This is a genomic window from Saccharibacillus kuerlensis DSM 22868 (genome assembly GCF_000378145.1).
GTDB classification, from domain to species: domain Bacteria; phylum Bacillota; class Bacilli; order Paenibacillales; family Paenibacillaceae; genus Saccharibacillus; species Saccharibacillus kuerlensis.
Map to the genome: position 1 here is coordinate 61935 of NZ_KB899287.1, position 26974 is coordinate 88908.

At 50.3% G+C, this 26974-nt stretch carries 23 protein-coding genes and 1 pseudogene; 5 read left to right on the top strand and 19 right to left on the bottom strand.

All coding sequences use genetic code 11. The features are described from left to right. Positions 1-307: 307 nt before the first annotated feature. From F456_RS23645 to F456_RS0112645, 4 genes and pseudogenes are all read right to left on the bottom strand, one after another. Positions 308-901, bottom strand: a pseudogene (locus tag F456_RS23645) (DUF1775 domain-containing protein); the annotation flags it as partial. Positions 902-977: 76 nt separating this feature from the next. Then, complete coding sequence (locus F456_RS0112635; RefSeq protein ID WP_018977404.1) at positions 978-2660, bottom strand: copper resistance CopC/CopD family protein; 1683 nt, start codon at positions 2658-2660, stop codon at positions 978-980. A gap of 87 nt (positions 2661-2747) precedes the next feature. Next, complete coding sequence (locus F456_RS0112640; protein WP_018977405.1) at positions 2748-3410, bottom strand: response regulator; 663 nt, start codon at positions 3408-3410, stop codon at positions 2748-2750. Further along, positions 3407-4441: a sensor histidine kinase gene (locus F456_RS0112645; protein WP_018977406.1), complete on the bottom strand. Its 1035-nt coding sequence runs from the start codon at positions 4439-4441 to the stop codon at positions 3407-3409. Before F456_RS0112645 ends, F456_RS0112640 begins: the two co-directional genes overlap by 4 nt. A gap of 216 nt (positions 4442-4657) precedes the next feature. Between F456_RS0112645 and cls the strand changes: the two genes are divergently transcribed. Continuing rightward, entirely contained in the window at positions 4658-6130 is a 1473-nt protein-coding gene (gene cls / locus F456_RS0112650) for a cardiolipin synthase (protein WP_018977407.1), read from the top strand. A gap of 166 nt (positions 6131-6296) precedes the next feature. Here cls and F456_RS0112655 read toward each other — a convergent pair whose 3' ends face one another. The 5 genes from F456_RS0112655 to F456_RS0112675 form a co-directional block, all read right to left on the bottom strand. Then, complete coding sequence (locus tag F456_RS0112655) at positions 6297-6938, bottom strand: flavin reductase family protein (RefSeq protein WP_018977408.1); 642 nt, start codon at positions 6936-6938, stop codon at positions 6297-6299. Positions 6939-7020: 82 nt separating this feature from the next. Next, positions 7021-7632: a kinase gene (locus F456_RS0112660; RefSeq protein ID WP_157060087.1), complete on the bottom strand. Its 612-nt coding sequence runs from the start codon at positions 7630-7632 to the stop codon at positions 7021-7023. Positions 7633-7833: 201 nt separating this feature from the next. Continuing rightward, positions 7834-8721 carry an aldo/keto reductase gene (locus F456_RS0112665; RefSeq protein WP_018977410.1) on the bottom strand — a complete coding sequence of 296 codons (888 nt, stop codon included), beginning with the start codon at positions 8719-8721 and terminating at the stop codon, positions 7834-7836. A 196-nt stretch (positions 8722-8917) separates the two neighbouring features. Beyond that, entirely contained in the window at positions 8918-9949 is a 1032-nt protein-coding gene (locus tag F456_RS0112670) for a FecCD family ABC transporter permease (protein WP_018977411.1), read from the bottom strand. Next, on the bottom strand, positions 9949-11004 hold the full coding sequence (locus tag F456_RS0112675) for a FecCD family ABC transporter permease (protein WP_018977412.1): 1056 nt from the start codon (positions 11002-11004) through the stop codon (positions 9949-9951). The genes F456_RS0112670 and F456_RS0112675 overlap by 1 nt, the downstream gene beginning before the upstream one ends. A 505-nt stretch (positions 11005-11509) precedes the next feature. On the opposite strand from F456_RS0112675, the gene F456_RS0112680 reads away from it, so the two are divergent. The 3 genes from F456_RS0112680 (at position 11510) to F456_RS0112690 (ending at position 15107) form a co-directional block, all read left to right on the top strand. After that, entirely contained in the window at positions 11510-11701 is a 192-nt protein-coding gene (locus F456_RS0112680) for a hypothetical protein (protein ID WP_018977413.1), read from the top strand. Positions 11702-12104: 403 nt separating this feature from the next. Continuing rightward, positions 12105-14225, top strand: coding sequence for a methyl-accepting chemotaxis protein (locus F456_RS0112685; protein WP_018977414.1), 2121 nt, complete (start codon positions 12105-12107; stop codon positions 14223-14225). A 294-nt stretch (positions 14226-14519) separates the two neighbouring features. Continuing rightward, a complete protein-coding gene (locus tag F456_RS0112690; protein ID WP_018977415.1) occupies positions 14520-15107 on the top strand; it encodes a GNAT family N-acetyltransferase in 588 nt (195 codons plus the stop codon). Between the two features lie 74 nt (positions 15108-15181). Here the strand turns inward: F456_RS0112690 and F456_RS0112695 are convergent, their stop codons facing one another. The 8 genes from F456_RS0112695 to F456_RS0112735 form a co-directional block, all read right to left on the bottom strand. Then, entirely contained in the window at positions 15182-15457 is a 276-nt protein-coding gene (locus F456_RS0112695; protein WP_018977416.1) for an HPr family phosphocarrier protein, read from the bottom strand. Positions 15458-15783: 326 nt separating this feature from the next. Further along, positions 15784-16620, bottom strand: a complete 837-nt coding sequence (locus tag F456_RS0112705; protein WP_018977418.1) for a hypothetical protein — start codon at positions 16618-16620, stop codon at positions 15784-15786. Then, the gene (locus F456_RS0112710) at positions 16613-18109 is read right to left on the bottom strand and encodes an aminotransferase-like domain-containing protein (RefSeq protein ID WP_018977419.1); all 1497 of its coding nucleotides are present in this window, start codon (positions 18107-18109) and stop codon (positions 16613-16615) included. The genes F456_RS0112705 and F456_RS0112710 overlap by 8 nt, the downstream gene beginning before the upstream one ends. A gap of 134 nt (positions 18110-18243) precedes the next feature. Next, positions 18244-19080 carry an archaetidylserine decarboxylase gene (asd, locus tag F456_RS22520; RefSeq protein ID WP_018977420.1) on the bottom strand — a complete coding sequence of 279 codons (837 nt, stop codon included), beginning with the start codon at positions 19078-19080 and terminating at the stop codon, positions 18244-18246. A gap of 123 nt (positions 19081-19203) precedes the next feature. After that, a complete protein-coding gene (gene pssA / locus F456_RS0112720) occupies positions 19204-19758 on the bottom strand; it encodes a CDP-diacylglycerol--serine O-phosphatidyltransferase (protein WP_018977421.1) in 555 nt (184 codons plus the stop codon). A 241-nt stretch (positions 19759-19999) separates the two neighbouring features. Next, positions 20000-21769, bottom strand: a complete 1770-nt coding sequence (locus F456_RS0112725; RefSeq protein WP_018977422.1) for a sensor histidine kinase — start codon at positions 21767-21769, stop codon at positions 20000-20002. Beyond that, positions 21766-22446 (bottom strand): response regulator transcription factor, encoded by a 681-nt coding sequence (locus F456_RS0112730; RefSeq protein ID WP_018977423.1) that lies wholly within the window; start codon positions 22444-22446, stop codon positions 21766-21768. The genes F456_RS0112725 and F456_RS0112730 overlap by 4 nt, the downstream gene beginning before the upstream one ends. A gap of 24 nt (positions 22447-22470) precedes the next feature. Further along, positions 22471-22959 carry a DedA family protein gene (locus F456_RS0112735; RefSeq protein WP_018977424.1) on the bottom strand — a complete coding sequence of 163 codons (489 nt, stop codon included), beginning with the start codon at positions 22957-22959 and terminating at the stop codon, positions 22471-22473. Positions 22960-23243: 284 nt separating this feature from the next. Here F456_RS0112735 and F456_RS0112745 point away from each other — a divergent pair, with 284 nt between their 5' ends. After that, on the top strand, positions 23244-24155 hold the full coding sequence (locus F456_RS0112745; protein ID WP_018977426.1) for a helix-turn-helix transcriptional regulator: 912 nt from the start codon (positions 23244-23246) through the stop codon (positions 24153-24155). A gap of 211 nt (positions 24156-24366) precedes the next feature. Here F456_RS0112745 and F456_RS0112750 read toward each other — a convergent pair whose 3' ends face one another. After that, positions 24367-26064 carry a M3 family oligoendopeptidase gene (locus tag F456_RS0112750; protein ID WP_018977427.1) on the bottom strand — a complete coding sequence of 566 codons (1698 nt, stop codon included), beginning with the start codon at positions 26062-26064 and terminating at the stop codon, positions 24367-24369. Positions 26065-26198: 134 nt separating this feature from the next. Continuing rightward, the gene (locus F456_RS0112755; RefSeq protein WP_018977428.1) at positions 26199-26972 is read right to left on the bottom strand and encodes a class I SAM-dependent methyltransferase; all 774 of its coding nucleotides are present in this window, start codon (positions 26970-26972) and stop codon (positions 26199-26201) included. Positions 26973-26974: the final 2 nt, after the last annotated feature.

Below are 26974 nucleotides of genomic sequence, written 5' to 3' on the forward strand. Positions count from 1 at the left end.
CGTCATCCTACGCTCCAAGCGTAAGCGCTGTTCGAGAGGAGTGTAACTCTAGGGTAAAATCGTTGAATTTCATTCGAGAATACGGTTTAGAATACAGAAGTTACTTGCGTTTACGCATCGCCAGAGCCGCACCGGACAAAATAATTGCCAAGACCGACAGAGCCAGTGTGAGATACAGCAGTACGGAATTCGATTGTGAAGTCTGCGTATCGGAAGGCGCATCTGCAGCGACGGCAGCCGGTTCGCTGACTGCACCCGTATCCGCCACGGTCGGGCTTTCGTTAGCAGCCGCTGTGTCCGTGTCAGCCGCTGCATCTTCTGTAGAAGCTGCTGCCGGATCGGTTACCGCCGGCTCGTCATCTTGAGCCGCATCTGTTGAAACTTCCGCTTCGTCCGTGCTTACCGCATGGCCGTGTGCATCTGCAGCTGTTCCTTCGGCCTGCGCACCGATTGTAGTGATTGAGTGCGGTGTATCCGCGTCCGCATCGCCGGTCCATTCTACGATACTGCCGTCCGTATAATATTGGAAAGCATCCCAGGCGATATCGCCTGCCTGTTCCGGATTTTTCGCAACAAACGTAAAGCGCTGGAATTCGCCGGCGGCAATACCCTCATTTTCAGCTTCCCAGGTTACTTTACCTGCTGTTTTGTCGACTGTAGTTTTCCAACCCGGTATCGGTTCGTACTGCTGGATTGCCGCGCCTTCAGGCATTTTCAGGACCACTTTGTTCGTATTGACGTCTTTCTCGACCGGCACTTTCATTGTATAGGTCTCCCAAGCTCCCGTGGCCGATTCTTTCGGCAGCACGGTTACGTGAGCGCTCGCTACCGCCGCAAACATCAGCAGAGCCGCAGAGGCAGGGGCTGCAAGGGCCATCAGCTTTTTCCAAGTCTTGTTCATTTTCTTCTCTGTCGTTACCATTTTTCAATCCCGCCTTTGTTTGTTTTGAGTGTTCACCTTTAATACAGTCGGTTCCTTACTTCACTTCCATCGTAAACGTGTGGTTAACCTGCTCGAAGCTTTCGGACAACCCATGTACTTCGACGTTCCATGTACCCGGACTGCCGAAATACAGACCGGAAGCCGTATAACGACCATCTTCCTGTACTTCCGCCCGAACTTCCGTGTAATCTTGAGGCGAGGTCTGCGGCGCAATGCGCAGTGTCACCTGCTGCCAGTCGCTGCGTTCCGCTCCTTCACTATCCGTAAATCCGATCGTAAAGGTTGACGTTCCAACCTGCAGCGGACGTACATCAAGTGAGATCTGCACGTTCTCCGCCCCTTCAGCTGGCTGCCTATCGCTGAAGGCCGAGGGCGCCTCAGGCGCGAGCTGCGGAGTCGGTACGTTGGTTAATAGTCCCGCTAACACGAGCACGACAATCCCGGCTGACAATTCTGCTGCCAGCGTCAATGTTCCACGATGCCCCCCATCCCGGCGTGCTCGCCGGAAATGCAGGAAGCCCAGCACGGCCATAATGAGCAGCAGCACCGCTTTGGCGACGATCAATAGGCCGTAACGGCTTGTGAACAGATCGGACCAGGCCGGCACATGCTTCACGCTCATTACGATACCGCTCAGAATCAATGCAAGCACCGATGCGAAAGCCCATGGTGAGAAGCGGCGGAATGTCTTTTTCCAGAATGGAGGAGTGTCACCAGACGCAGATGCAGACGGCAGCGCCAGCAGGAGGATCAATAGACCCCCGACCCACACCGAAGCGCCGAGCAGATGCAGCGTGTCCGCCATTACCTGGAAGAAGACCTGATCCGTTCCCGCCGCATGTCCAGTCAGTGCCTTTGTAACGAGCAGCAGCACAAAGCCAATCAGTGCAATCGTCCAATGCCCGCCTCGTTTGCCCCAACCCATCAGATCGTTGACGATGACTGCTCCGGCAATCATCATCAACAACAGCAGCTGGAGCAGAAACATTCGTCCGGAAGACGTGCCTTCCAGCGTCTGCTTTAATATTTCTCTGCCGAACGCTTCGCTCCACGGCACGTCCGCAAACAGCTTCGCCTGCAGAGGCAGAGCGATCAAAGTGACAAGAAGCAGACCGCCTATCGAGATCCAGAGCCAGATCCGAGCCAGACGGGCCACCTTCTTCACACTCCGAAGTTCAGGCGGCAGCAGGAAACCGAGAAACAGCATGCTGCCCGCGGTTAGCGACAGCAGGGTATACAGGGCTGCACGCTGAGCTACCGTATCGGCCCCCGGCGTATAATCTGCCGCTCCTCCGGCTACACCGGCATCCGTCAGCACACCGTCCTCGCCGACACCGAAGCGGATCGTACCGCGAATCAGGTGACCGTCGGCGGAGATGACACGCCAATTCATTGTATAGATTCCATCAGGGAATTCACCTTCTACATCGGCCGTTACAAGGTGTGAGTCTTCCGGAGCCAGTCCGGCTTCTCCGACGGGCATATCCTCCCCTGCCGTATTCGTGACCGAGATCGACATAAATTCGCCTTGAATCGTTTCATTAAATGTTAATTGAATTTGCTCCGGCATCTTCGACACCGAGGTCTGGTCTTCCGGTGTTGACGACAGCAGGGTTGCATGCGCCAACGCTAGACCCGGCAAAGCGGCCATCGAGATCAACAGCGCTGCAAGCAGCGGCAGGAGCGTCAACTTGTTCCATCTGTGTCTTGCTTTCATTAATTTCTCCCTTCCCCTTTCGTTTTCGCGACGGAATCAGGAATTTGGGGTCTGCAGTTCCATTTTTAGGACAACGGCGATTCCGGTTCAGTGCTCGTCACGGAATCCGTCACGGCCAACCCAACCTTTTTCCATCGCGTAACGGGTCAGCTGTACACGATTCTGCAGCTGAAGCTTTTGCAAAATGTTTTTCAAATGATTTTTCACTGTATGCTCGGAAATCCCCAGATTCTCGGCGGCTTCCCGGTTCGTCAATCCTGATGCAACCTGTCTTAGAATTTCACGTTCTCTCACTGTCAGCGTATCGCCCTCCGGCTCGGCGGCCGGCGCAGAAAATTCCTTAAGAATCTGGAAAGCCAACTCTCGGGTAAGCGGTGCTTCCTCGCTGACGATTGCCTTGAGATATTCGATCCAGGTAGATGGCGCCAGGTTCTTGAGCAGGATGCCTTGAGCTCCCTGCTTCAGCGCTTCCAGCAAATACGAAATATCGTCGGATACGGTAATGATGACGATCTTGACATACGGATATGAGACCTTGATCCGCCCTGTCGCTTCCAATCCGTTCATCCCATTCATCCGGATATCCATCAGAATCAGATCAGGCATCCATTGTTCGGTAAAAGAGATGGCGTCCGCTCCATTCGAGACCACGCCGACAACCTCAAAGAGGGGATCGAGCGACAAAATATCACAAATTGCTTCTTGAGCATGCTTATGATCGTCTACAACCAGCACACGGCATCGGTTCATTGCGCTTCCTCCCCTCGGCCGATTCGGACCGATGTTCGGCCTGGCTTCGAATCCACTTCGAAGCGCCAGCCCATTTCCCGCGCCCGATCGGCCATAATTTTCAATCCATAACGGCCGGGCGCCGCCAGCGGGTCGCCTTCAAATCCGCGCCCATCATCTGCGATCTCTACTGCCCATGCGTCGGCATCGCCGCGTCCTGTCACTTTCGCGTGTGCGGCATGCGCATGCTTGCGTACATTGATAACTGCTTCGCGGATACACGCCAGCAGCTCTGCTTTCTCACGGCTTGCCAGCGCTTCGTCCGGCAGGCTCCAATCAACGCAAACGTCGATCATCGCTTCTTCGGCCAGCCGGCCGACGCGCGCGGACATCGATTCTTCCCCCGTATAATCGGCGGCGAATACTGCAGAAGTAGCCTTATCCGCCGATTCCGTTCCACGCTGCTGCACAGCTGTCGGCTGGCCCGCTTGCATGGAACTGTCCGCCGGCGCATTTGGTGCTTGGCCCCGCATTCTTACGCGATCTGCAGAATCGGCAGCGGGCTTCGTTTCTCTGCTTGCGCTGCTGTCTCCTCCTACGGGCTGTACAGTTGGCTTGGCCTCCGGCTTCTTCAAGTTCGCCAGCGCTTGGCGAACATAACGATCCACTTCGTGTACGGTCCGTCGTACAGCTCCAAGCTCTCCGCCAAGTCCAGCTTCGCCGGCACCTCTCTCCATCCGGTCGAGCTTCACCGATAATAGAAACAGCGACTGTGCGATACCGTCGTGCAGTTCTCTCGCCAGTTCTTCGCGCGCTTCCAAATTTGTTTTGACCGTACGGGCCTGCTCTAGCTCCCGCTGCATACGCTCAAGCATGGCGAACAAACGGCGCAGCAGTGTAACGCTGATTAGGAAAACGAGGACCGGAGTGAGCACATTACCGGCATCCATTGAGAGCACTGACATCAGAAACTGATGCCGGATATATTCCCACAGGCCGACGACAACCGTCGGCAGAAATAAAATCAGCCATTTAATTTGTCGGTAACTCATATTTCCCTGCCTCCCGTAACTCGCGGCGCGAGCTTTCCCTTAAATTTTAACCGAAAAGAATTTCCGGCAAATGGCCCGTTCGGGCTACGTTTTGAGCATTTCCTACTTTTTCGGGCCGCTGATCACTCAAATTGTTCACTTATTGCTCACAATCGGGTAAACTAATATTTTGTCTGACCGATATCAAAGATTTCATTATATAATATAGAAGACTTGATGAAGAAAGCGGAGGTCGCTGCATTGGAATTATACTGGTTTAGTCAAACCCCATGGTTCCTGCTTGTGCTGAATTTGTTGTTGGCGCTTACCGTCGTGTTTTTGGAACGGCGGGACATTGGCGTTACCTGGGCCTGGTTGATGGTCTTATTCTTTCTGCCCATTGTCGGGTTTATTCTCTATCTATTTTTCGGTCAGAACCTCAGCAGAGGCAAACGTTATCAATTCAAAGAGCAGGAGAAGATCCTGCTGCCAGGCGTTTCCGCTCAGCGACAGAAACTGCTTGACGGCGAACTGGAATTTAATGATCCCCGAACGTCACGCTACCGAGAACTGCTCCACATGAACATGGTCGGCGACTTTTCCCTCTATTCGCAGGACAACGAAGTCACCGTTTACTCTGATGGCAAAGAAAAGTTCGAAGCTCTGCTTGCCGATATTGAACAGGCGGAGAAATATATTCATGTCCAATACTATATCTGGCAGAACGACAGGCTGGGACGGCGGATGATCGATGCTCTGACTGAAAAAGCCAAGCAGGGTGTTGAAGTACGCGTGCTTTACGATGCTTGGGGCAGCAAAAAGATCGGTCGGCGCTTTCTGCGTGATTTTCGTGAAGCGGGCGGCCTGGCAGCTCCCTTTTTCCCATCGAGGATTCCTTTTATCAACTTCAAGATGAATTATCGCAACCACCGCAAACTGGTGATCATCGACGGAGGATGCGGCTACATCGGCGGCTTCAATGTTGGGGACGAATACCTCGGCGAAGTAAAAAGGTTCGGCTACTGGCGGGATACGCATCTGCGGATTGAAGGTACGGCACTGATTCAGATGCATTCGATTTTCCTTCATGACTGGAGCCTGTCCGTTCGCCAGACGATGCCTGAAAATCTGTTCCTTACGGTCGAACGACCTTTTACAGGTAATGTAGGCGCACAGATTGTTTCCAGCGGTCCGGATCAGAGCAAAGAAACGATCAAACTGTCATATATCAAGATGATGGACGAAGCGCGCGAGACAATCATGATTCAGACTCCGTATTTCATCCCTGACGAGAGTATGATGACGGCATTAAAGATGGCTATTCTGTCCGGTGTCGAAGTTCATTTAATGATTCCTAAAGTTCCTGACCATAAGATGGTATACTGGGCCTCCTATTCCTATCTCGGCGAACTGCTGGACCTGGGCGTCAACTGCTACCTGTATGAAAAAGGCTTCCTGCATGCCAAAACGATCGTCGTTGACGGACGTCTCGCTTCGGTCGGAACGGCCAATATGGACATCCGAAGCTACAAGCTGAATTTTGAGGTCAACGCAATCATTTACGACTCCGTGAAAGCTGGCGAATTGGAGGCTCTTTTCCGCAAAGATATGGATGACAGTGAAGTGCTGACTCTTGAAAAGTACAAAACGCGTCCTCTGCTGCGTAAAGCGCTGGAATCGTTTACCCGGCTGCTGTCTCCGATTCTATAGCGAATTCTTTCTTTTCCGATTATTCAATCCCTTTTCCGGCAAAAAATCCGCTCCAGCCCGCTCTCGCGGCGGTTGGAGCGGATTTTTTATTGTGAAAGACAAAGAAAAATAGAAATAAAGAAAGTCTGAGGCAAAGATACGGTCTCCGTCTCCTTCTTTCCCTTTCTTATACCCCGCCGTCCGGACGTGTCGGCCGAGGAATGGCAAACAGCCTCCCAAGTTCCGCATACTCGCTTCCGGCCAGCCGGGCGATCGGGCGCAGCTGGTCCGTCCGAATATAACCGCGCTCTTCGTCGTAGATCGACTCGTCAAGCTGAAATCGCACGATGCGCGCAATCAGTAGATCATGTGTGATGCGCCCGTCGTCCGTCTTAATCGGCACATGCGACTCTAGTCGGCATTCCAACCGCACCTTCGCTTCGGCAATCCCTGGCACACTGACCGCATCGCTCGCGGTCAGTGTAAGCTTGGTCAAGTCAATTTCGCTTTCTCCGTGGGGCAGCGGCGCTGCGGTCTTGTTCATTTCTTCAACCAACGATTCGTCACAGATCTGAACAACAAGTTCGCCCGTTTCCGTTACGTTGCGTGCTGTATCTTTCATTTCACCATTCGCCTGACGTACGACAGAAATACCGACCAGCGGTGGATCGGAACTGATCATGCCGAAATAGCTGAACGGCGCCGCATTGACGGCACCTTGTTCGCGCGACTGCGAAGTAACCCAAGCGATAGGACGCGGCACGATCGTGCCGGTCATCAGTTTATAGACTAATTTGCTGTCCAGCTTCTGTGGATCAAGGTTATACATGGTCAGACTCCTTTCCCACCTTTTTATGATAAAACTGTACAGATGATGAAGCCGAACAGGCAGCGGACCAGATGCGTCCACATCAGCCGTTCAGTACCAGATGGGCCTGCTCGGTAGGACGTTCGGTTTTCAGATAATAATCTTCTGCCTTCCAATAGCGGTTGACAAATTTATCTCTTCGAGATTGAGTAAGCTCGCCTTCCCGCTTGAAACGTTCTTCTCGCGGACAGTCCAAATAGACGACAAAGTCACAGTAACCCCGCCATTCCGAGCGTTGAAGAAATACGCCTTCCACCACGATGATTCCGCGTTCCGGCAAATGCACCGTTTGTGTCTCCAAGCTGTCTACCTGTTCGTCGTAAACGGGAAGCGTGAGCTGAGAGGCCGTTTTCAAATTTTCAAATAAATCCTTCCGCAGCTTCTCTGCGTTCCACTGAAGCGCGTAATACTCGTACCACTCTTCGTGTCCCGTATGGTATCTTTGGCTTCGTGCTGTAATGTAATCATCGATATGCAGCAGGACGAACTCTTCACCGCGCTCAACCAGCCGTCGCTTCAGCTCTGCAGTCAAAGATGTCTTGCCCGATCTGCTCAAGCCGTCGATTCCGAGCACAAATCTTCTTTCGCTTACCTTGCCTGGAAGCAGAGGGTATATCTTTTTCGCATTTGCAAAAGCAATATCTTTCACTTCCATCATCCTTTTCGCAAAAATCTTTCCTTATCATGCCGTTACTCTTCTTACTTTACGCGCAAAACTTTCCAAAGTCACGACACGACAAACAGCCGCTCTTCTTTCGAAGAAGCGGCTGTTTGGATTTCAGGGACGAAGCGCTGCACATACAGCCGATTTGAACCGTTTTCGAATTGAATCGGTTGGCACCGCATACAATACCTATTACAGTTCGAGTTCCGCTGCTCTCGCATTCGATTCTACCTGCTCGACCGATTTACAGCCGGGGATCACACAGCTGACGACCGGATTTTTTAAGCACCAGGCCAATGCCCATTCTGCCATGCCTACACCTTCTGGTACTTCGGAGCGGCGGATGTCTTCGACGAGTCTCAGCTTCTCGTCAACTTCTTGACGTTCGCGGCCTTTGCGGACGTTATCTTCAAATACCGCGCCTGGCTTATACTTTCCGCTCAAAAATCCGCTTGCGAGCGGTACACGGGCTAACACGCCCAGATCCTGCCGCTCACAGGAAGGGAATACGCGCTCCTCCGGCACTCGGTCGATGCGGTTGTACACGACCTGAATCGCTTTGGCGTTTACTTCGCTTGCCTTGTCGGTCTGATACAAGTTATCGTTGCTGCCGATGGAGATGCCCAGGCTGCGGATTTTTCCTGCCTGTACCTGCTTGTCCAGCATCGTCCACAGCTCGTCATTATCGAACTGTTCATCTGATCCCGAATGGAACTGATAGAGATCGACATAGTCGGTCTTCAACGAACGAAGCGACTCTTCGAGCTGTGTTCGGATCTGGTCGACACTCCAGGCATTTTCCCAATGATCATGCCACTGATGACCGAACTTGGTCGCCAGCACCCAGTCTTCACGCCGATCGCGGGACAGGAAATCACCGATGAAGTTTTCCGACATATGATGCGGACCATAGCATTCGGCTGTATCGATCAAGTTGATTCCCAGCTCTTTTGCACGGTGCAGAATTTCGTCGGCGTCTTTTTGCGTATAATCCTGACCCCAGTCGCCGCCGAACTGCCAAGTGCCTACGCCTACAACCGATACGTTTAATTCCGTTTGACCCAGTCTTCTGTACTTCATTTCCGTTCACCTCTTCATGATGTTTTGGGGACAATAAACGTCCCGCGTAGACAATACGTGCCGCGTCTACGAGATAGCGCTTCCATGATAGAGGATTTGAATGGTTTTTGCAAATATTCCACCAAGCTCGATCCTATATGTAAGCGCAAAAAACCGGTTCTCTTTATAAAGAGAACCGGTTTTCGTCATCAACGGCTTAAACTTTGGCTTTAGCCAACAAAAACAGAAAATACGGTGCGCCGATCACGGCAACAACCACTCCTGTCGGAATGTCCGTCGGCTGTAAAATCCAGCGTCCGAGCGTATCTGCAACCAGAACGAGCAGTGCGCCTGCCAATGCCGACACAGGCAGCAGAATCTGATGCTTCGGTCCGACAAGGCGGCGGGCCAAATGCGGTCCAATTAGCCCGACGAAACCGATTCCTCCGCTGACCGCCACGCAGGAACCTGCAAGACCGACAGCAGCGGCGAGCAGCAGCAGCCGTTCTCTCTCGATCGCCGTACCAAGACCCGTTGCCGTCTGATCGCCCATGTTCAGTACGTTCATGACTTTGGCTTTGTAGAAAATGAACGGAAGGAAAATAATGAGCCACGGCAGCAGCGCCACCACGAACTTCCAGCTTGTTCCCCATATTCTGCCGGCCAACCACGAAGCGACGAATTGGTACTCGTCGGGATTCAGCCGCAGTGTTAATACGATCATCGCCGCACTGATACCGGCCGCAACTCCGATCCCAACGAGCAGCATCCGCGTCGGAACAAGACCCTCGCCTTTTTTGTAAGACAGTATATAGATAAGCACTGCCGTCAGTCCTGCCCCGATCAGTGCCAGCACCGGCAGCAGAAAGACCGAACCCGCGGCGTTCGACGAATAAAACGAAACATACAACATAACCATGAGACCTGCGCCGGCATTGACGCCCAGAATACCCGGATCAGCCAGCGCATTGCGAGACAAGCCCTGCAGTACGCAGCCTGATACGGCCAATCCCGCTCCGATCAGAATCGAAATCACGATACGCGGCAGCCTGAACTCAAACAGAATCAAATGCTGTTGGGATGTACCGCCGCCGAATAAGGTTCGGATGACTTCAAGCGGCGAAAGACGGATAAACCCGATATTCATACTCAAAATAAACGCCATAATAATAAGTACAATGAAAATGCCCATTACCAGGAGCCCGCGGCTGCGCTTGCGACGTTCCGCTTGATGAATCATCGATCCCATTACAGGCTCCTCCTTTCTTTGACCGCCAGATACAGGAAGAACGGCACGCCGATCAATGCGACAAGTGCTCCGATTGGAGTTTCCTGAGGCGGATTGATCATTCGCGCAGCAAGGTCGGCGAACACAATCAGCAGACTGCCGAGCACAGCCGAGCATGGAATGATCCAACGATAATCGACTCCGACCAGTTTACGGGTCAGGTGCGGGATGATTAGACCGACGAAGCCGACCGAACCGACGATCGATACAGCGGTACCCGCAAGTACCAGGACGATCAGAACACCGAACAGCCGAATCAATCCCGTACGTTGACCGAGCCCGGTCGCGATATCGTCTCCCAAGCTAAGCAGCGTAATGGAACGGGACAGCCCAAACGAGGCCAGCAGTGCGATTACAACCGCAGGCAGGATGATCTCGATCTGTATCCATTGGGTACCGGCTACGCCGCCAGCATACCAGAACGCAAGGTCCTGCCCGATCTTGAAGTACAGCGCCACGCCTTCACTGAGTGCGGTGAAGAGTGCACTGACCGCCGCTCCCGCCAGTACAAGACGGATCGGCGTCAGCCCTCCTTTAGAACGTGAGCCGATACCATACACAATTCCGACTCCCGCTCCGGCTCCCAGGAAGGCGTACAGCATCAAACCAAGGAAAGACAGTCCCGGAGCAAAAGCAAAACATAATGCCAGTGCAAAGCTGGCTCCTGCATTGAGTCCAAGAAGTCCCGTATCCGCAAGCGGATTGCGGGTCATCCCCTGCATAATGGCACCCGCAACCGCAAAAGAAGCTCCTACGATTGCCGCTCCAATTACTCGAGGCAGCCGCAGCTCTCGAATAATCTGATGCTCCGTCATTTCGGGATTGAAATGAAAGATTGCATTCCATACATCCTGCAGCGCAATATCTTTTGCACCGATTGCAACGGCAGCTGCCATAGCCAGCACCAGTGCAATAACGCCGCCTATCAAAATTAGCGAAGCCGCCCATGGTCTTGAACGGACTTTTACTTTCTTAACAGCTTTCTGCGGATCTTCAGGCACAGCGGACGATTTCATCACTTTGCGTCCTCCCCGCAGCCATTTGCAATTGTTTCACAAGATCACCTTTTTCCGAATGAACACCAGAACCGAGCACTGCGTTTGTCTGATCAGATTAGATCGCCTCACAACGCCAGACTGCATCTCTGTAGGATCTGCATAATCATTCTTTCTTTATCATCAGATGGCGGACCGAATCCTATTCGGCGAATCGGAAAACATTATGTAAAAAAGGCCAAGCTCTATTACCGTCTCTACATGTCCAAGACTCAAACGATCCGCTCTATTGAGATTGATTATCAACAGTATAGCAGGCATTAAAATTTTCGTCCATAAAAAGGAAGAGCAAGAGCAGACGTGTCCAAGTAAATTCTGGTCTTCTTCATTTACAGCAAACTCGATCTAATCTTGATTTCTTTTTACAATTTTCATCAATATTGCTTACAATATGATTGATCGTTGTCTATTTAGGGTAATGTAAAATATTGAAAATAAAGATTCAGTCATTAAGGGGGCCAGCAGCATGGCAGTCCAGGAGATCAAAAAAGCTGTATTCAAAGAAGAAGTGCTGCGTCTGCATTTGATAAGCGGAGAATTTTACACTGGTCCCTGCTATCCAGTGTTGGATGATACTCGTTTTTTTACTATTAACACCTCGGACTGTCTTGTGACTCTTCCCTATTGGGCAGTCAAACGATTCGAACGCTTGCACTAAAGTGAAATGCGGCGTATTTATGATCCACTGCTCGCCGTACCTCATCATTAATTCTTATATAAAACCCGACCCCGTCGAAGCGCATACTGTGCTTACGGGGTCTTTTTGCGCGAATGAAGGATGTTATTTGTGAATGAATTCCTTTTAATAATTAAAGACAATAACAAACTCCACAACTTTTGTTAATTACACTGGGCTAAATTTTATGTTTGCCATCGCTTTATCTATATGTTTGCTCCTCGTTAACTGAATTTTGTCATGAATTGTTCTAAATTAATGAAAATTTCACCGCTTTTTCGCAGCAAAGCAATACATTTAAGTGTTTTTTTCCGATATAAAGCATACAACTAAGCATAAGGTACCGACTCACTTGATTGACCGGAACCCTACAAGGAGGATAATCATGTTTGCCAAGCTGCTGCACCCATTTACTTTTATTTTATCCCGACTGAAATATGCTCAGAAGTTTGCGCTGATCAGCATCCTGTTTGCCGCGCCACTGCTGCTTCTGTTTGGGCTGTGGTATTCGGAAATCCAGTCCAAGATTCACATTGCCGAATTGGAGAAAAAAGGCGTTGTTCAGATTGAAGCTTCCCTGCCGTTTATCCTCTCACTCCAGCAGCACCGTGGACAGACCAATGCTTACTTGAACGGAGGCGGAACGGAAAGTGCAGACAAAATGACCGAAGCCGCTGATTTGGCCGCTGATCAAATACTGTTGATTGAACAGACGATCAATGATTTGAAGCTGCCTGGCGCAGCCGAAGATTGGGAACCGATTGCCGGCGAATGGGAGAGTCTCCTTCAAGAAACCTCTTCGCTTTCTGCCGAAGAAAGCTTCTCCCGTCACAGCCAGCTGATCGACCATACGCTCGATTTCGTTGTCAGAAGTGCTGACGCTTCGGGATTATCGCTTGATACCGAGATTGATTCTTTCTATTTGATGGATATGGTGGTCAAACGGCTGCCAACGTTAATGGAACAGAGCGCCCAAATTCGCGGCATCGGCAACGGTATGCTGACCAAGAAACAGACACATCCTCAGGAATTAACGGCTGTTGCCGTTAAGGAGGGCCGCTCGGTGATCGAACTGAAAGAGATGAATAAGTCGCTCGCTCGATTTGCTGAACTTAATCCGGAAGTTGAAGCCCGAATCGATGATGCAGGTCAGACAGCATCTGCTTCAATCGAAGGCTTCCTCGCACTCATGCAGCAGCAGCTGTTTGACGATAGGACATTGTCTTCCGACCCTGCAGCATTTTTCACGGCCGGCACCTCTGCCATCGATGCTTCTTATACGTTTTTCCAGCAGTCTTCCGAAACTTTGACTCTGCTGTTGGATCAGCGAATTGACAAACTTGAAACTCAGCGTAATTTTGTCATTGTAGCTATCACTGCCGCTCTGCTGCTCGTGCTGATGTTCTATGCGGCATTCTATCGCAGTGTCAATTCCGCTGTACGCCAGCTTGGTGAGCGTTCTGCAGCAATGGCCAATGGCGATCTGTCACAACATATTGCGCTGGACACGCGGGATGAACTGGGACAGGTCGGAGAATCATTTAACCGGATGATCACAGCTCTGAACAAGACCCTGCTGGGTACCCAGGAAGCGTCCCAACATTCGGCTTCTTCTTCGCAGCAGCTCAGTGAGGTATCCCGTGAATCTTCCCTGGCTATGCGTCAAGTCGCTCAAGCCGTTCAGTCCGTTGCAGACGGATCCGAAATGCAAAGACGCATGACCGAAGATACGGCACTTGCAATGAACGAGATGGCGATCGGCATTTCCAGAATTGCCGAATCTTCGGCATCGGTCGCGGAATCGGCTGCGGAAACGAGCCGGCGCGCCGAAAACGGCGATCGGGAGCTCACTGCCGCAGTCGGTCAGATGCGCAGTATTCGTGAGTCGGTCAGCCAATCAGCAGGAACTGTATCCCGTCTTGATGAGCATTCACAGCAGATTAATGAAATTGTTACTTCCATCAAAGCAATTGCTCGTCAGACGCAGCTGCTGTCACTTAATGCCAATATCGAAGCAGCTCGCGCAGGCGAACACGGCCGAGGCTTTGCTGTCGTCGCTTCCGAAGTCGGCAAATTGGCGGAACAAACCCAGTCTTCTGTTGAAACAATCTCGCTGCGAATCGGCGATATTCGCGGTCTGATCGGCGAAACGGTTCAGATGATGCACCGGACCGATGCAGAGACGGCCGAAGGATTGACCTTTATCGATCGGGCTAGCAGTACGATTGGAGAGATTGGAGTAAGCGCCCGCCTGGTCAACGATCAAGTACAGGAAATTTCAGCCGCTTCCGAAGAAATCTCGGCCGGTGTAGAGCAGGTGACCGCTTCGGTTGCTGAGGTTGCACGTGTTGCACAGCGTTCCTCCGAAGAGTCGCAGACAATGGCCGCTGCTTCCCAACAGCAGCTCGCAGCCTTGGAAGAAATCGGAAGCGCTGCAGGCGATTTGAGCGGCGTAGCAACCGGACTGCAGGAAGACCTAAAATTCTTCAAGCTTTCGGCGGGATAATTTCAATTATACGGCGGATGCTTTTTAAGCCCCAAAAAGAAGCAGCCCTAATGCTTAAGCATCAGGGCTGCTTCTTTTTGACCGAGAAATCATCTTTGTTATACTCATTCAGACTTCCACATAACCCGCAGTTCTATCAGATAGCGCACTTTTGATCTCAACACTATCCTATTTTTCAACTCAGTCTGCAAGCAGTCCCTTCCGATTCGGTTATTTTCATCATATAGCGGATATCAGCATTTCAGAAAACGAACCGCTGCCTTCCCCTATCATTCGAGAAAGAAGGAATCCATAATGAATCCCAGCTCAAATCCAACATTCGAACTTCAAACCACAGGCATTTGGAGCGATTCGCTCTGGAGCCGGATAAGTCCCGTTTACAACGCTTCCTTTCCGGATCATATTCGTAAACCTGAACGGATCATCCGTAATATGTTTAACAAAATGGAAGTTTTTCTGCACGAAGGTACGTTGGAAGGAGACGTCTGCTCCATGGCATTAACCGGACTTAGTGCTGATCGGAATCTGCTGATTATCGATTACTTGGCCATCCTGCCGGCTTATCGACAGCAGGGCATAGGCCGGCAGACTGTCCGCGCACTGGCCAAATGGGCCTGGGAGACGTATAACGTCCGCGGATTGCTGATTGAAGCGGAAGCCGACGACAGCGAGGAAGGACGCAATCGGATGCGATTTTGGTCAAAATGCGGCTTTGAGATGACAGAGTACGTTCATTCTTACGTTTGGGTTCCAGAAAGATATAAGGCTCTGCTGCTTGATTTGCAGGAAGAGACAGACCCGAAGTATCAGAACCTACCCCGAGATGGGCAGAAACTGTTCGAATATATCGAAACCTTCCACAAAGCTAGCTTTGCACGCTGAAAAAGGCTTCCGGTGTAAATACCGGAAGCCTTTTGTTTGGACAAAACTTCGTCTCTGCTTCTTTCTGCAGGTTTTCAATGGGGAGCGCAGCCGTGCTGCTCGAATAAACCGCACATGTATTCCAGAGCCTCCAACTCATCTCGTCCGCGAGCGCTAAGTCGTACAACACTGCCGGTATGAATCGGAAGCAGCATCATGCCCAGTAAACTCTTGACGTCTACAATTCTTTGATTGTCTTCGTCTCCAAACGTGAGTTTGATGTCCGAAGCAAATTGAGAAGCCTGAGATGAGATCCGGAGCAATTCGTCACGATCGAGTTCCCCCTCGATTTTAAATTCATGCACTCTCATAGATGCGTCTCCTCTTTTCTATAGTAAGCTGATAACGCTTCCAATTATAAGGGAGAAACGGCCATTTAAGGTGCCGTTTCTCCTTCTCTATTTATCGGTTATACATGTTGTAAAGTTAGCAAGAAAGGGAATGAAAAATGCGGATTTCCGGACGTCCAAAGTTTTTTTTCGTTTGGTATCCGCTGATTTAATCAAGCGGCTGCCGTCCATTCGCATCGCTGGCGCCTCCTTCGTTCCCCGCTTCTGCGGAGCAGATTTATTGAATGTTTAGCCACTTTATCCCAACTTGAAACGAGGGATAAACGGCTTAACGTATGCTTTTCTCGCTATTCTTCGATACGCTCATCCAACTCTTCTGTCCGTTCTGTCAAACCAATCGTGATTCTGTCTTCCCAAGTCACGATTCCGCCTTCTCCGTTGCGAAAATCAATCCGGACTATTCCCGATTGATCCGCTTGATTCTCGGCATAACGGTACCCAATCCGTTGACCGTTATGATCGACGAAAAATCCTTCCATTCCCGTCTCTCCGGCTGTGACCGCCTCATAATAGGTAGACGTTATGCGCTCGTTTTCTACCGTCGGTACTTCGATCACATCGTCCTGACCCGAAACAGATCCTCCATTGCTGTCACCCGAGCTTGCCGAATCGTTCGGAGCGGCTGCTTCTTCGGTCCCTTCTGCTTGGGTTCCTTCTTCTTCCGTTTGCGCAGCTTCCGGCTGCCAGGACATACTGGACAACGAATAGCCTTTTGGCAATTGCTGCAAATTGAATACAAGGATCCGCTCTGCATCATCTCGAGTGATGGTTACTTCGACTTGATCTTCTTTGTTTTCTTTGTCCGTCTCTTCGTCAGCAGAAGACTCTTCTTCGGCGGAGCCGTCATTGGACTGCGAATCTGTTCCATCCATTGTTACAGTTGATGTTTCTTCTATACTGTCCTTCGCATTTCCCTCTTGCAAGAAAGTTTCCTCTGTTGACTTCTCTTCGCTTTCCGACTTCGCGCCTTCCGTACTCTGCTCTGTAAGGTCAGTCGTTTCTACGTTCGTATTCGCCATTTCATCCTCCTGCGGACCGAAGCGAAGACATCCGCCAAGCAGCATAACAGCCACAAGCGAAACAAGAGCCGACCAGATCTTGATCCGGCTTATGCGATTATTCATAACTTCCGCCTCCTTTGCCGGGGTCCGACAAAATCCCCGAATCCTCTAAGTGTTTGTTTACCACTTCTCCGATGATTCGAAGCCCTTCCGTTATCCGATCTTCGGGTACGCGCGAGAAGCCGATCCGCATCGTGTTCTTACCTCTTCCGTTTGTAAAGAAAATATCTCCGGGTGTAAATACGACTCCGCGCAGTCGGCAGTCTTCCAGCACTGCACGTGCATCCAGCGTCTCTTCCAACTCGACAAACACATGCAGCCCCCCTTCCCCGCTCAAATTTTTCATGGGGATATGTTCGCGGCAGCCCTGAACGGCCAGCTCGTATTTGCGTTTATACTCGGTTCTCGCTCTTTTGAGATAACGCTCGAAGTTCCCGTTATGCAGATACTGAAACAGCAGCGCTTGATCAAGCGTCGACGTGTGAATCGTTCTGGCTCGCTTAAGGCTTTCCAAGTAACCAATCAGCTTGCGATCCGCAACGATCCAGCCTACTCGGATTCCGGGAAATAAAATTTTGGAAAAACTTCCGACGTATGCGACGGAATTGCCGATACCCGCACAAGCGATTAGCGGAGCGGCATGAGCGCCGGAATAACGAAGTTCTTCGTTAAAACCGTCCTCGACGACCGGAACTTCATGCTCGCCCAACAGCCGCAGCAGTTCCATCCGTTTTTCCGGTGAAGTGACGATTCCGGTTGGGTTATGATAGGACGGGGTCAAATAAGCCAAGTCAAACCCGCCTTCGTCCAGCGTACGCCGCAGCTCATCCATATTCATACCGTCATGCTCCATGCTTACGCCGACCGGCTTAAAGCCGTGAAGCTTCATCATTTTGACCGCCGTATGATGAGTCGGATTTTCGCATAGAATACGCCCGCTGCGCTGTCCGATCGCTGTCAGCAGCAGGTCGAATCCTTCCGTGAATCCGTTCGTAATCAGAATATCCTTGCCTTCCGTTTCGACTCCCTTGCCGCGCATATAGCCTAACAGATACTCCATCAGCGGCCGATATCCCTGTGCATAACCGTAATTCATGAGCACATTTCCCTCAAGTGCCATCCGGTCGAGAAAAGCTCGCTTGACACCTGCCATGTCGAACAGCCGCTCGTCCGGAGCAATGCTGGTAAAAGCGATCATCCCTTTCTCCCATTTGATCCCATGTTTCATTAGGTCCATTTCTTCCGACAGGAAGGCTTGGGGTCCCAATCTCTCGGTCCAATCGATTATGGAAGGCGGTTCCTCCAGATGAACAGCAGCCCGCGATACAAAGTTGCCGCGTCCTTTGACCGCCTCGATCCAACCTGTACGCTCTAGCGCTTCATAAGCACTAATAACGGTAGTTCGGCTAACGCCGAGCAGGCCGGCCAGTTCGCGGGTAGAAGGCAGTTTATGATGCAGCGGCATGACTCCCTGCGTAATCAGCGTTTCTATATAAACTTTTAATTGAATATAGGCGGGACTGTCGCTTTCCGTTCTGAAATCGTTAAACATTCGCTCAACTCCTTACCTCTATCATTCCACATTCTGTGCGCAAAGAAAAGAACCGCAGAACCCAAGGTTCGCGGTGGAAGTGGATGCCGCACGGCCAAATACAAACGACGGTACGGGCATGAGCAGCATTTTATTTATATAGATTTATATTGGGATTCTGACGCCGGGTAGGATGAGGCCAGTGTGGCTATACGTTCGCCCACTCGGAAATAAGCTTCTTCCCGCAGTCCTTCGATCCATTCGACCTGTCCCTTCTCGAACAAGCACACGACTGTGGAGCCAAAGGAAAAGTAACCGACCTCTTCTCTCTTGTTCCAGGATGGACGAGGATTGCTGAATACGACAGAATTGACGTTGAGCGCTCCAACCGCGATCATCAGCATAGCTTCGCTCTGGCGCCGAATCTCGAATACAACCCTGTGGTTAAATGAAAGCAGCCGTCCGCCATATTTCCAGCCTGCTTTGTTAACCGGCAGCGAACGCTGCCCGAGCTCCGCAGCCAGCCTGCCCTCTCCAGCAAGTGGACTATGAAAACGATGATATTGCGTCGGACTCAAATACAAAATAATAAAGCGTCCTCCACCAAAGTTCGTATCCGCTGCTTTCATTGAAGTCAGTTCCTCGAATGTATACGACTTGCCTTTCACCTCAAAACGATGGTCATCCGTGATCTCACCATAGCACTGCACATAACCGTCCACCGGACTCACGACCGCCAATGGATCTTCGTCTACCGGCCTACGGTCAAGATCGATCTCCCGAATAAAAAAGTCCGTTAGTGAACGAAACTCATTCATCGGTCTCGTTATTTCTTCTTCCGCTATACCATAGCCTTTGCTAAAAGCGGGAATCAATCTCCGGCTGAACTTGGAATCACAAAATTTCTTCAGCGCGGAGCTGAGAAACCGGCCTCCCAATACCTTCATAATCGCTCGGTATAAACTTCCCTTTACACGTTCAATGGCTTGCATGTCCCAAAACCTTTCCTATGGTGATAAAGATCGCGCACCCGGGTAAATCGCCGAGCGAAGCGAACAGAACCTGTTTCTGCCTCCTATATCCGCAGTTCGACAGAAAGTCCAGTACTGCAGCCGTTAACAGTCTTCGACGACTTCCGGTTCGACTTTCTTGAGGCTTGGAAAAGAAAAATGACTGACCATCAGAAGGCCGATCAACAAGGTGCCGACCGCTACAGCCAATGGTTTGAGCGTTACCGCCAGCAGAAGAACCAGCAGAGCCGCAAGCGGTGTCGGCATTCCTATAAAACCCGAGATATGGCTCTGCTCAGCATTAAAGCGGGCGAGCCGCAGCGCGCTGCATGATACGTAAACCAGACAGCATATAATCCCGAACACAGGAATTTGATTTAACGAAAAAATATGAACCAATATCGCGGGAGCCACTCCAAAAGTCACCAGATCGGCCAGCGAGTCGAGCTCCTTACCCATCGCTGATTCGACATGCAGCTTTCTCGCACAGAATCCGTCAAAAAAATCACAAATCAAGCCCGCGATGATTAGCAGAATGGCAATCTTCATTCTATCGTTGAAAGTCATTAGAATGGCAGTGAAACCAAGCAGCAGATTGCCCAGCGTCAGCATCGACGGTATCATCTTCTTCACCATAATCACTCCAAATTTGTTCAGCATTCTTATAGAACACCATCATTTGTAAAAAGACAACTTTCTATTATTATAACAGAAAGTTGTGTGGTTCTTGTGTTTTTTCATTTTGTTCTCAAATCTATCGAAAACAATCCGTAAAACATAAAATAAAAGTATTCGATACCGCTGGGCAGGCATGAAACTAGAATAATCAAAACGACCTTGACATCTACCACAGCGCAGAAGACAAGGTCGTTTTAAGTAGAGTAAACGATTGGCCAGCAGATCAAACAGGGAATTTCAGCGTAAACGTTACACCTTCCTTCTCGTTCTCCACTTGATAGCTGCATTCGTGCAGCTCCAAGATCCTTTTTACAATCGCAAGTCCCAGTCCAGTTCCTCCGCTTTTACGATCCCTTGCAGCTTCTGCGCGGAAAAACCGTTCCCAGATCCGCGTCAAATAGGGCTCGGGAATACTTTCGCCTTTGTTATGCACGGAATACACACAACCTTCCGTACTGCCGTCAATGAAAATTTCAATCGTACTGCCAGGCTCCGCATGACGAATCGCGTTGGTCAGCAGATTCAGCAGCACCTGTTCGATTTTTCCGGCATCCGCTATTACTCTTCTCTCTTCACTGCGAACGATATGTGCGGCCAGATTTTTTTCCCGCATCCGGTATATAAGCTTTTGCAGCATTTCTTCGGTCATTTCGCTTAACAGAAGCGGCGATTTGTACAGCTTTACAGCCGGCGATTCCAGGCGGAGCAGATCAAGCATGTCTTGAACAAGCTGTTCCATCTTCTCGCTCTCTTCCAAGATGACACCTACATAATGATCCTGCCTGCCTGCGCTGATTCCGTCCCGCATCCCTTCCGCAAAGCCTCGAACGATACTAATCGGCGTCTTCAATTCATGCGAAGCATTGGCAAAAAAGTCTTTCTGCAGCTGCTCAAGCTCTTTGTTTTGTTCAATTTCCTGCTTCAGCCGAATATTCGTTGTGTTCAGTTCCTCCAGGGTAACTCCCAGCTTGCCGGACAACTCGAACAGCGTATTGGACAAATTCCCAAGTTCATCGCTGCGAGGAACCGGCTCCTCCCCGGAAAAATCCATCCTTTTCATCTTCTCCGCTTTTCGGTTCAGCATCAGCAGCGGCCGGGTAACGAGGCGAGAATACAAAATAGACAGCAGCACGATCAGCACCAGCCCCCCAGCTCCCAAATAAGCGAAAAAAACGCGAAGGGCGCTGTTGGTTTCTTTGATCTCCTGCAGGGAAGTTACAAGCAGCAGCAGTTCAATCTGGCCGCTCGAGCTTCGCAAGGGCCGAATGAAAATGCCGCTTCGACTTGCCCCAAGCGAATCACTCCATACTAATTCAACCGATTCCATGTTGTTCAGACGTTCTACATACTCTGAAGAGAGAGGGAACAGCTCATCCAGCGCCAAAAAAATAAGGCCCAGCCGTTTACCCGACTTGTCCGGATGAGGCGTCGTCTCGATTCTGCCCGTTACCGAATAGTAATCTTCCTGCGAACCTTTCTCCCCCGCTTCCTGAATATTGGAATCGGATTCTTGGGTGTTTGAAGTTTTTGCTACATAATAGGCATTCAAAACACTGCCATATTTCCCCACGTCGAACTGCCCATATACTGTTACTTCTTCGCCTGCCGTTAATTTCAAGTCTTCCAATTCGTTTTTATAAGCAATCGACAGGTAAAACAACGACGTGTCGATTCGTAAGCCGTCTTCACGGATGACCCTCATGCGGAAAGGATTGTTTGCAATCGTACTTCCTTCAAAATCGGTTAACGCAAAAGTAATATCTTCACGGTGCATCCCAAGCATGACCGGAGAATTGGGCTCCAGTCTTCCTGATGGATCTTTATTATAAATCACAGCCAATTGGGCTGCGGTTTTTTGCAAATTCGCCATTTTTCGATGTTCGTAAAATTGGGGGAATATTACCAACTGCGCCAGCAGCACAAGAATATAAAACAAAACAAAGATAGAAGCCGTAACGATAAACAGCTTGGCTGTAACTCCCAATCTCTTCATTCGAGTTCCTCATACGTATATCCAACGCCGAATACGGTTCGAATACAATCTGCTGCCGGTCCCATTTTGCTTCGCAGCTTTTTGATATGTGTGTCAACGACACGGACATCTCCTTCGTACTCCGCTCCCCAGATATAGCCGAGGATGCTGTCCCTCGACAGAACAATTCCACGATTGCGAAGCAGCAGCTGCAGAATACCCGACTCTTTGGGCGTTAAATCGATCTCGACTCTATTGTGCTCCAACCTATGACTCCGAACGTTCCACTGCACCCCGAATCCCAACGGGGTATACGCTGCGGAAATCAGCTGCCCGTCTATCCGGCGCATCAGCGCTTCGGCTTTGGAGACTAGTACATTGGGACTGAACGGTTTGGTCACATAATCGTCGGCTCCCAGCTCATAACCTTCAATTTGCCGTTCATCACCGGCGACGGCTGTCAGAATGATCACCGGTATGCTTGAACGACGCCGGATTCTGCGGCAAAGTTCCCAACCGTCCATCTTCGGCATCATTAGATCGAGAACGACCAGGTCCGGGACGTCCGTTTCAAAAACATATAGTCCTTCTTGTCCGTCCGCAGCCTGACAAACGATCCAATCCCGAGCGGAAAAATAATCTGAGATCAGCTCCCGGATTCGATGTTCATCTTCAACAATCAGCAATTTTTTCGTCAATGTACGGACCTTCCTTCTTCAAATTCAATCGATTGCGTGTGCCAACAATCTCCCTGAAAAAATAAACACTGTGCACCAGATCAAAGCACCGAGCGCCGCGAAAAATACGTATTTGCGCAGTGGCATTTGACTAATTCCGCACATATAGCAGGTAACGTGACGAAAACCGGGAATAAAGTAACCGAATACAATCGATATCGTACCGAATTTATTCATCCACTTTTCGACACGTGCAATTCGATTAGGCTTCAACCCCACCCATCTTCCGTACCGGTCAAGCAAAGGTCTTCCTGCTTTTTTCCCTATCACGTAGCTGAGCATCATCCCGCTCATGGCACCCGCAAAACTGCACAGCAGCGCATACGGAAGATACATGGTGCCGATCCGGGTTAAATAGCCTACACTCATCATCAGCAGTTCATCCGGCACCGGAAGCCCAACTATGCCTAATGTCAGAAGTCCGTAAATCGCAGCGTATCCGTAATCCGACAGAAACTGTAGAGCCGTCTCCATCAGCAGCCCTCGGCGGGTTCAAACTTATTTTTGGGGAGATTAACAAAAGATACCCGGCTTCTATTAAGCACTCTGATTATCCCTATAAATGCAGCCTTTATATTCATTTTATTCATTTTCATTCACACTCCTACTCCTACTCTTTCAATTCCGGATACTCATTTACGCATAGGCTTCTCAGCCAATCCTGCACTCACCAGACCCAGTATAAGAGACGGTTGTGTTTTTTATGTGTTGTTATGCGAAAATGTAAAAGAGAGGTTCGATCAAGGGAGGAATACAGAATGAAATTAGAGCGTCTGATTTCTATCATTTACAAGCTGCTGAATCATGAGGTTCTGTCAGCTTCCGCCCTAGCGGACGAATACGGAGTTTCGCAGCGAACGATTTACCGGGATATTGACGTTCTGTGCGCTGCCGGCTTTCCGATCGTTTCATACTTGGGACAAAGCGGCGGATACAGCATAATGGACGGCTATAAAATGGATAAAAGTTTGCTGGGATCATACGATGTCAATGCGCTGATTACCGTATTGCAAGGGTTGTCTACCGTATTCGAGGATGAGCGTGCCCAGGGTACGATTGAACGTCTGCAAACGATCAGTTCGGAAAACTGTACACCAACCCTGTCGGTCGACTTTGAAAGCCGACGAGCGGATCCGGACGCCCTGCGGCAGCTGCGCACCGGAATTGCCGCAAAGCAAATCGTAAACTTTGATTATGTGAATGCCGACAGTCAGCGGACGAATCGTCAGATTGAACCGATCCGCCTTGAATTCAAACACGCCAACTGGTATGTCTACGGCTTCTGTCTGACTAGAACGGATTACCGCGAATTTCGGCTGTCCAGAATGTTGAATGTACAATTAACATCGGACAGCTTCCCGCCGCGCGATCCAACTTCTAATTCGAGGGCTTCCCATGCAGGAATCGATATGAGTCAGGTACAAGACGTCGTTGTCCGGGTACACCCTCATGCCCTGTCCGAAGCGCTGGACCACTTTCAACAGGCTGACAAACAATTCCACAATGACGGCAGTCTAACCATTCGTATTCCGGTCTTTCAACCGCTCGAGGCCAAGTGGCTTTGTTCGATTCTGCTCAGCTTTGGCAGCGGTGCTGAAGTGCTTGAACCGATTGAGCTGCGCACCGTTGTTCAGTCACAGCTCCGAGAGGCGCTGAAGCTTTACCAATAAGATCGGACACTTCCAAATTGCCAGCAGACTTTGAAATTCAAAAATTCAATACTTCAATACTTCAATACTTCAATACTTCAATACTTCAATATTTCAACACACCAAAAAACCTATCCTTTTCGGGAATAGGCTTTTTGATGTGTCATTTAGACAGTATTTAAGCTTACCACATGCATCTTTATTTTTCACTTCGGTTTTTAGTTAACATGTTTTACAGTGCTTTGTCGTCCACGCTGTTCAACCACTCCTCAATCGTTCCAATTACAGACGACACGCAGCCGTCTTCGAACGGAGAAATGAGGCCGGCTTCTTTGACCAGTCCGACGAACGATTGCGTACCGCCGAGACCGCACAGATGCACGTAATCTTTCCAGGCAGTATCGAACTCTTCTCTTGAACGCTTCCAGAATTGGAAGGCGCAAATTTGTGCAAGCGTGTAGTCGATGTAATAAAACGGCGCGCCGTAGATATGTCCCTGCTTCTGCCAGAAACCTCCGCGCTCGAGATAATCGTTTCCTTCGTAGTTCAGATGCGGCAGGTATTTCTTCTCAATGTCTCTCCAAGCCGTTTTGCGCTCTTCCGGTGTCGCATCCGGATTCGCATATACGAAGTGCTGGTATTCGTCGACCGAAACGCCGTACGGAATAAACAGCAGACCGGAAGCCAGATGATCGAAGCGATATTTTTCCGTATCGCCTTCGAAGAACTTCTCCATCCACGGCCATGTGAAGAATTCCATACTCATGGAGTGGATCTCAGCGGATTCGTATGTCGGCCAGAGGTATTCCGGCACTTCATGACCACGGCTGGAATAGACCTGGAACGCGTGTCCCGCTTCGTGCGTCAGCACGTCGATATCGCCCGAAGTTCCATTAAAGTTCGAGAAGATGAACGGCGCTTTGTAGTCCGGCAGGTAGGTGCAGTAACCGCCGCCTGCTTTGCCTTTCTTGCTCACCAGATCCATCAGATCGTTTTTCAGCATGAACTGGAAGAACTCGTCTGTTTCCGGAGACAGCTCCTTGTACATCTCTTCGCCATTCTTCACAATCCAGTCCGGGTCGCCCTTCGGCGTCGGGTTTCCGCTCTTGAAGCTGAAGCCATTGTCATAATAGCGCAGCGTATCAACATCGATACGGGCTTCCTGACGTTTGCGCAGACGCGTCGCTGCCGGTACGATCTCTTCCAGTACCTGCTTGCGGAAGTTTGCGACCATCTCCGCATTGTAGTCGGTACGCATCATGCGATCGTAGCCCATCTCGACGAAGCTTGGATAGCCCAATTTTTTCGCCATTTTGGTCCGAACCTTAACCAGTTCGTCGTACAGACGATCAAGCTCGGCTTCTTTTTCCGCAAGGAATCCGAATCTGGCTTCGGAAGCCCGCTTGCGCATATCGCGGTCGGTCGACAGCTCGAACGGCAGCAGCTGCGGCAGCGTACGCTCTTCGCCTTCAAACGGAATTTTCGCGGACGCGATCAGCTGATCGTATTCCGTAGACAGCTTGTTCTCCAACTGAAGGTCTTCGATGATCTCCGGGCTGAATGTCCGAATGGCACTTTCAGCGAGCTTAAACAGCTGGCTGCCCCACTTCTCTTCCAACTCACTGCGGAACTTGGACGTTGTGAGTGCGCGGTAATAATCCGATATGTATTCTTGCACGACCGGTCCGACTTCATCCATGAAATCCTGTTCGGCCTTGTAAAACTCATCGGTCGTATCGATGGAGTGGCGGACGCTGACAAGCTGGTGCTGCGTATCGAAGCTGTTGCGCAGCGCATTGATCTCGTGCATGACGGACTCCTGCTCCCCGGCGCTTTCAGCGGCTTCGAACTTGGCGATCCCTTCCTTAAAATTAATCTTCAACTGGTCAATATTTGGACGTACGTATTCGAATTGCTGAAAAGTCGTCAATGCATTTCCTCCTCTGATATTGCGGATGTTTCAACCATTATAACCACTTTAGCGAATAAGCACTAGATCAAATGAAAAATTATGCATGGTTTGCGGCAGGTTAGTTGACATAACAGTTTGTTTCTAACTCAGTATTATCTTTTCCGGCAAATGCAGACGATTGAATAGCTGTCCGGAGCAAGCGGTGATCGCTCCCAATCGGCATACATTCCTTCAAGCGAAAATCCTGTCTGATCCAGCAGCCGACGCAGCTCCTGCGGATACGTATACCGAAGGCGAACTTGCGTGCGTTCTTCGAAACCGTCCTCGCTTCGGCGAATCGTCGTATAATGCTGAATCTGATTCAGCGCATCGTAGCGGGCGATCGTATACAGGTCCGTTTTCGAGCCGTCACTCCTTGTCACGGTACGCCAAAATTCCTCCGTTTCCGGCTGCATCAACTCTTCCGAGCCCGGAAACCGTGTATCGAACAGGAATACACCTCCGCTTTTCAAATTTCTCGCTGCTGCGGCGAGCAGACGATTCTGATCTTCATTGGACAAAAAGTGCTGAAAAACATTCCCTGTCATGTAGCCGAACCCAGCAGGAACAGGCAGATTTAGCATCGTAATATCGCCTGCAATCCACTCGGGCGCCACGTTCTTGGCTTCCGCTTTGCTTCGTGCCGATTCAAGCATCTCCTCTTGCAGATCGATGCCCGTTACTTTATAGCCGGACTCAGCCAGCGGTATAGCTGTGCGGCCTGTCCCGCAGCCAATTTCAAGTATCGATTCTCCTTTTGCCTGTTCGGCGTACTCTAGCAGTAGCGGCAGTTCCGGCTTCCAAGCTTCGTTTTCCAAATCGTAACGCTCGGGATCAGTGTATTCTTCGTTATTGGCGGATTGAAATGTCAGTTCGTGTCTGAGCATAT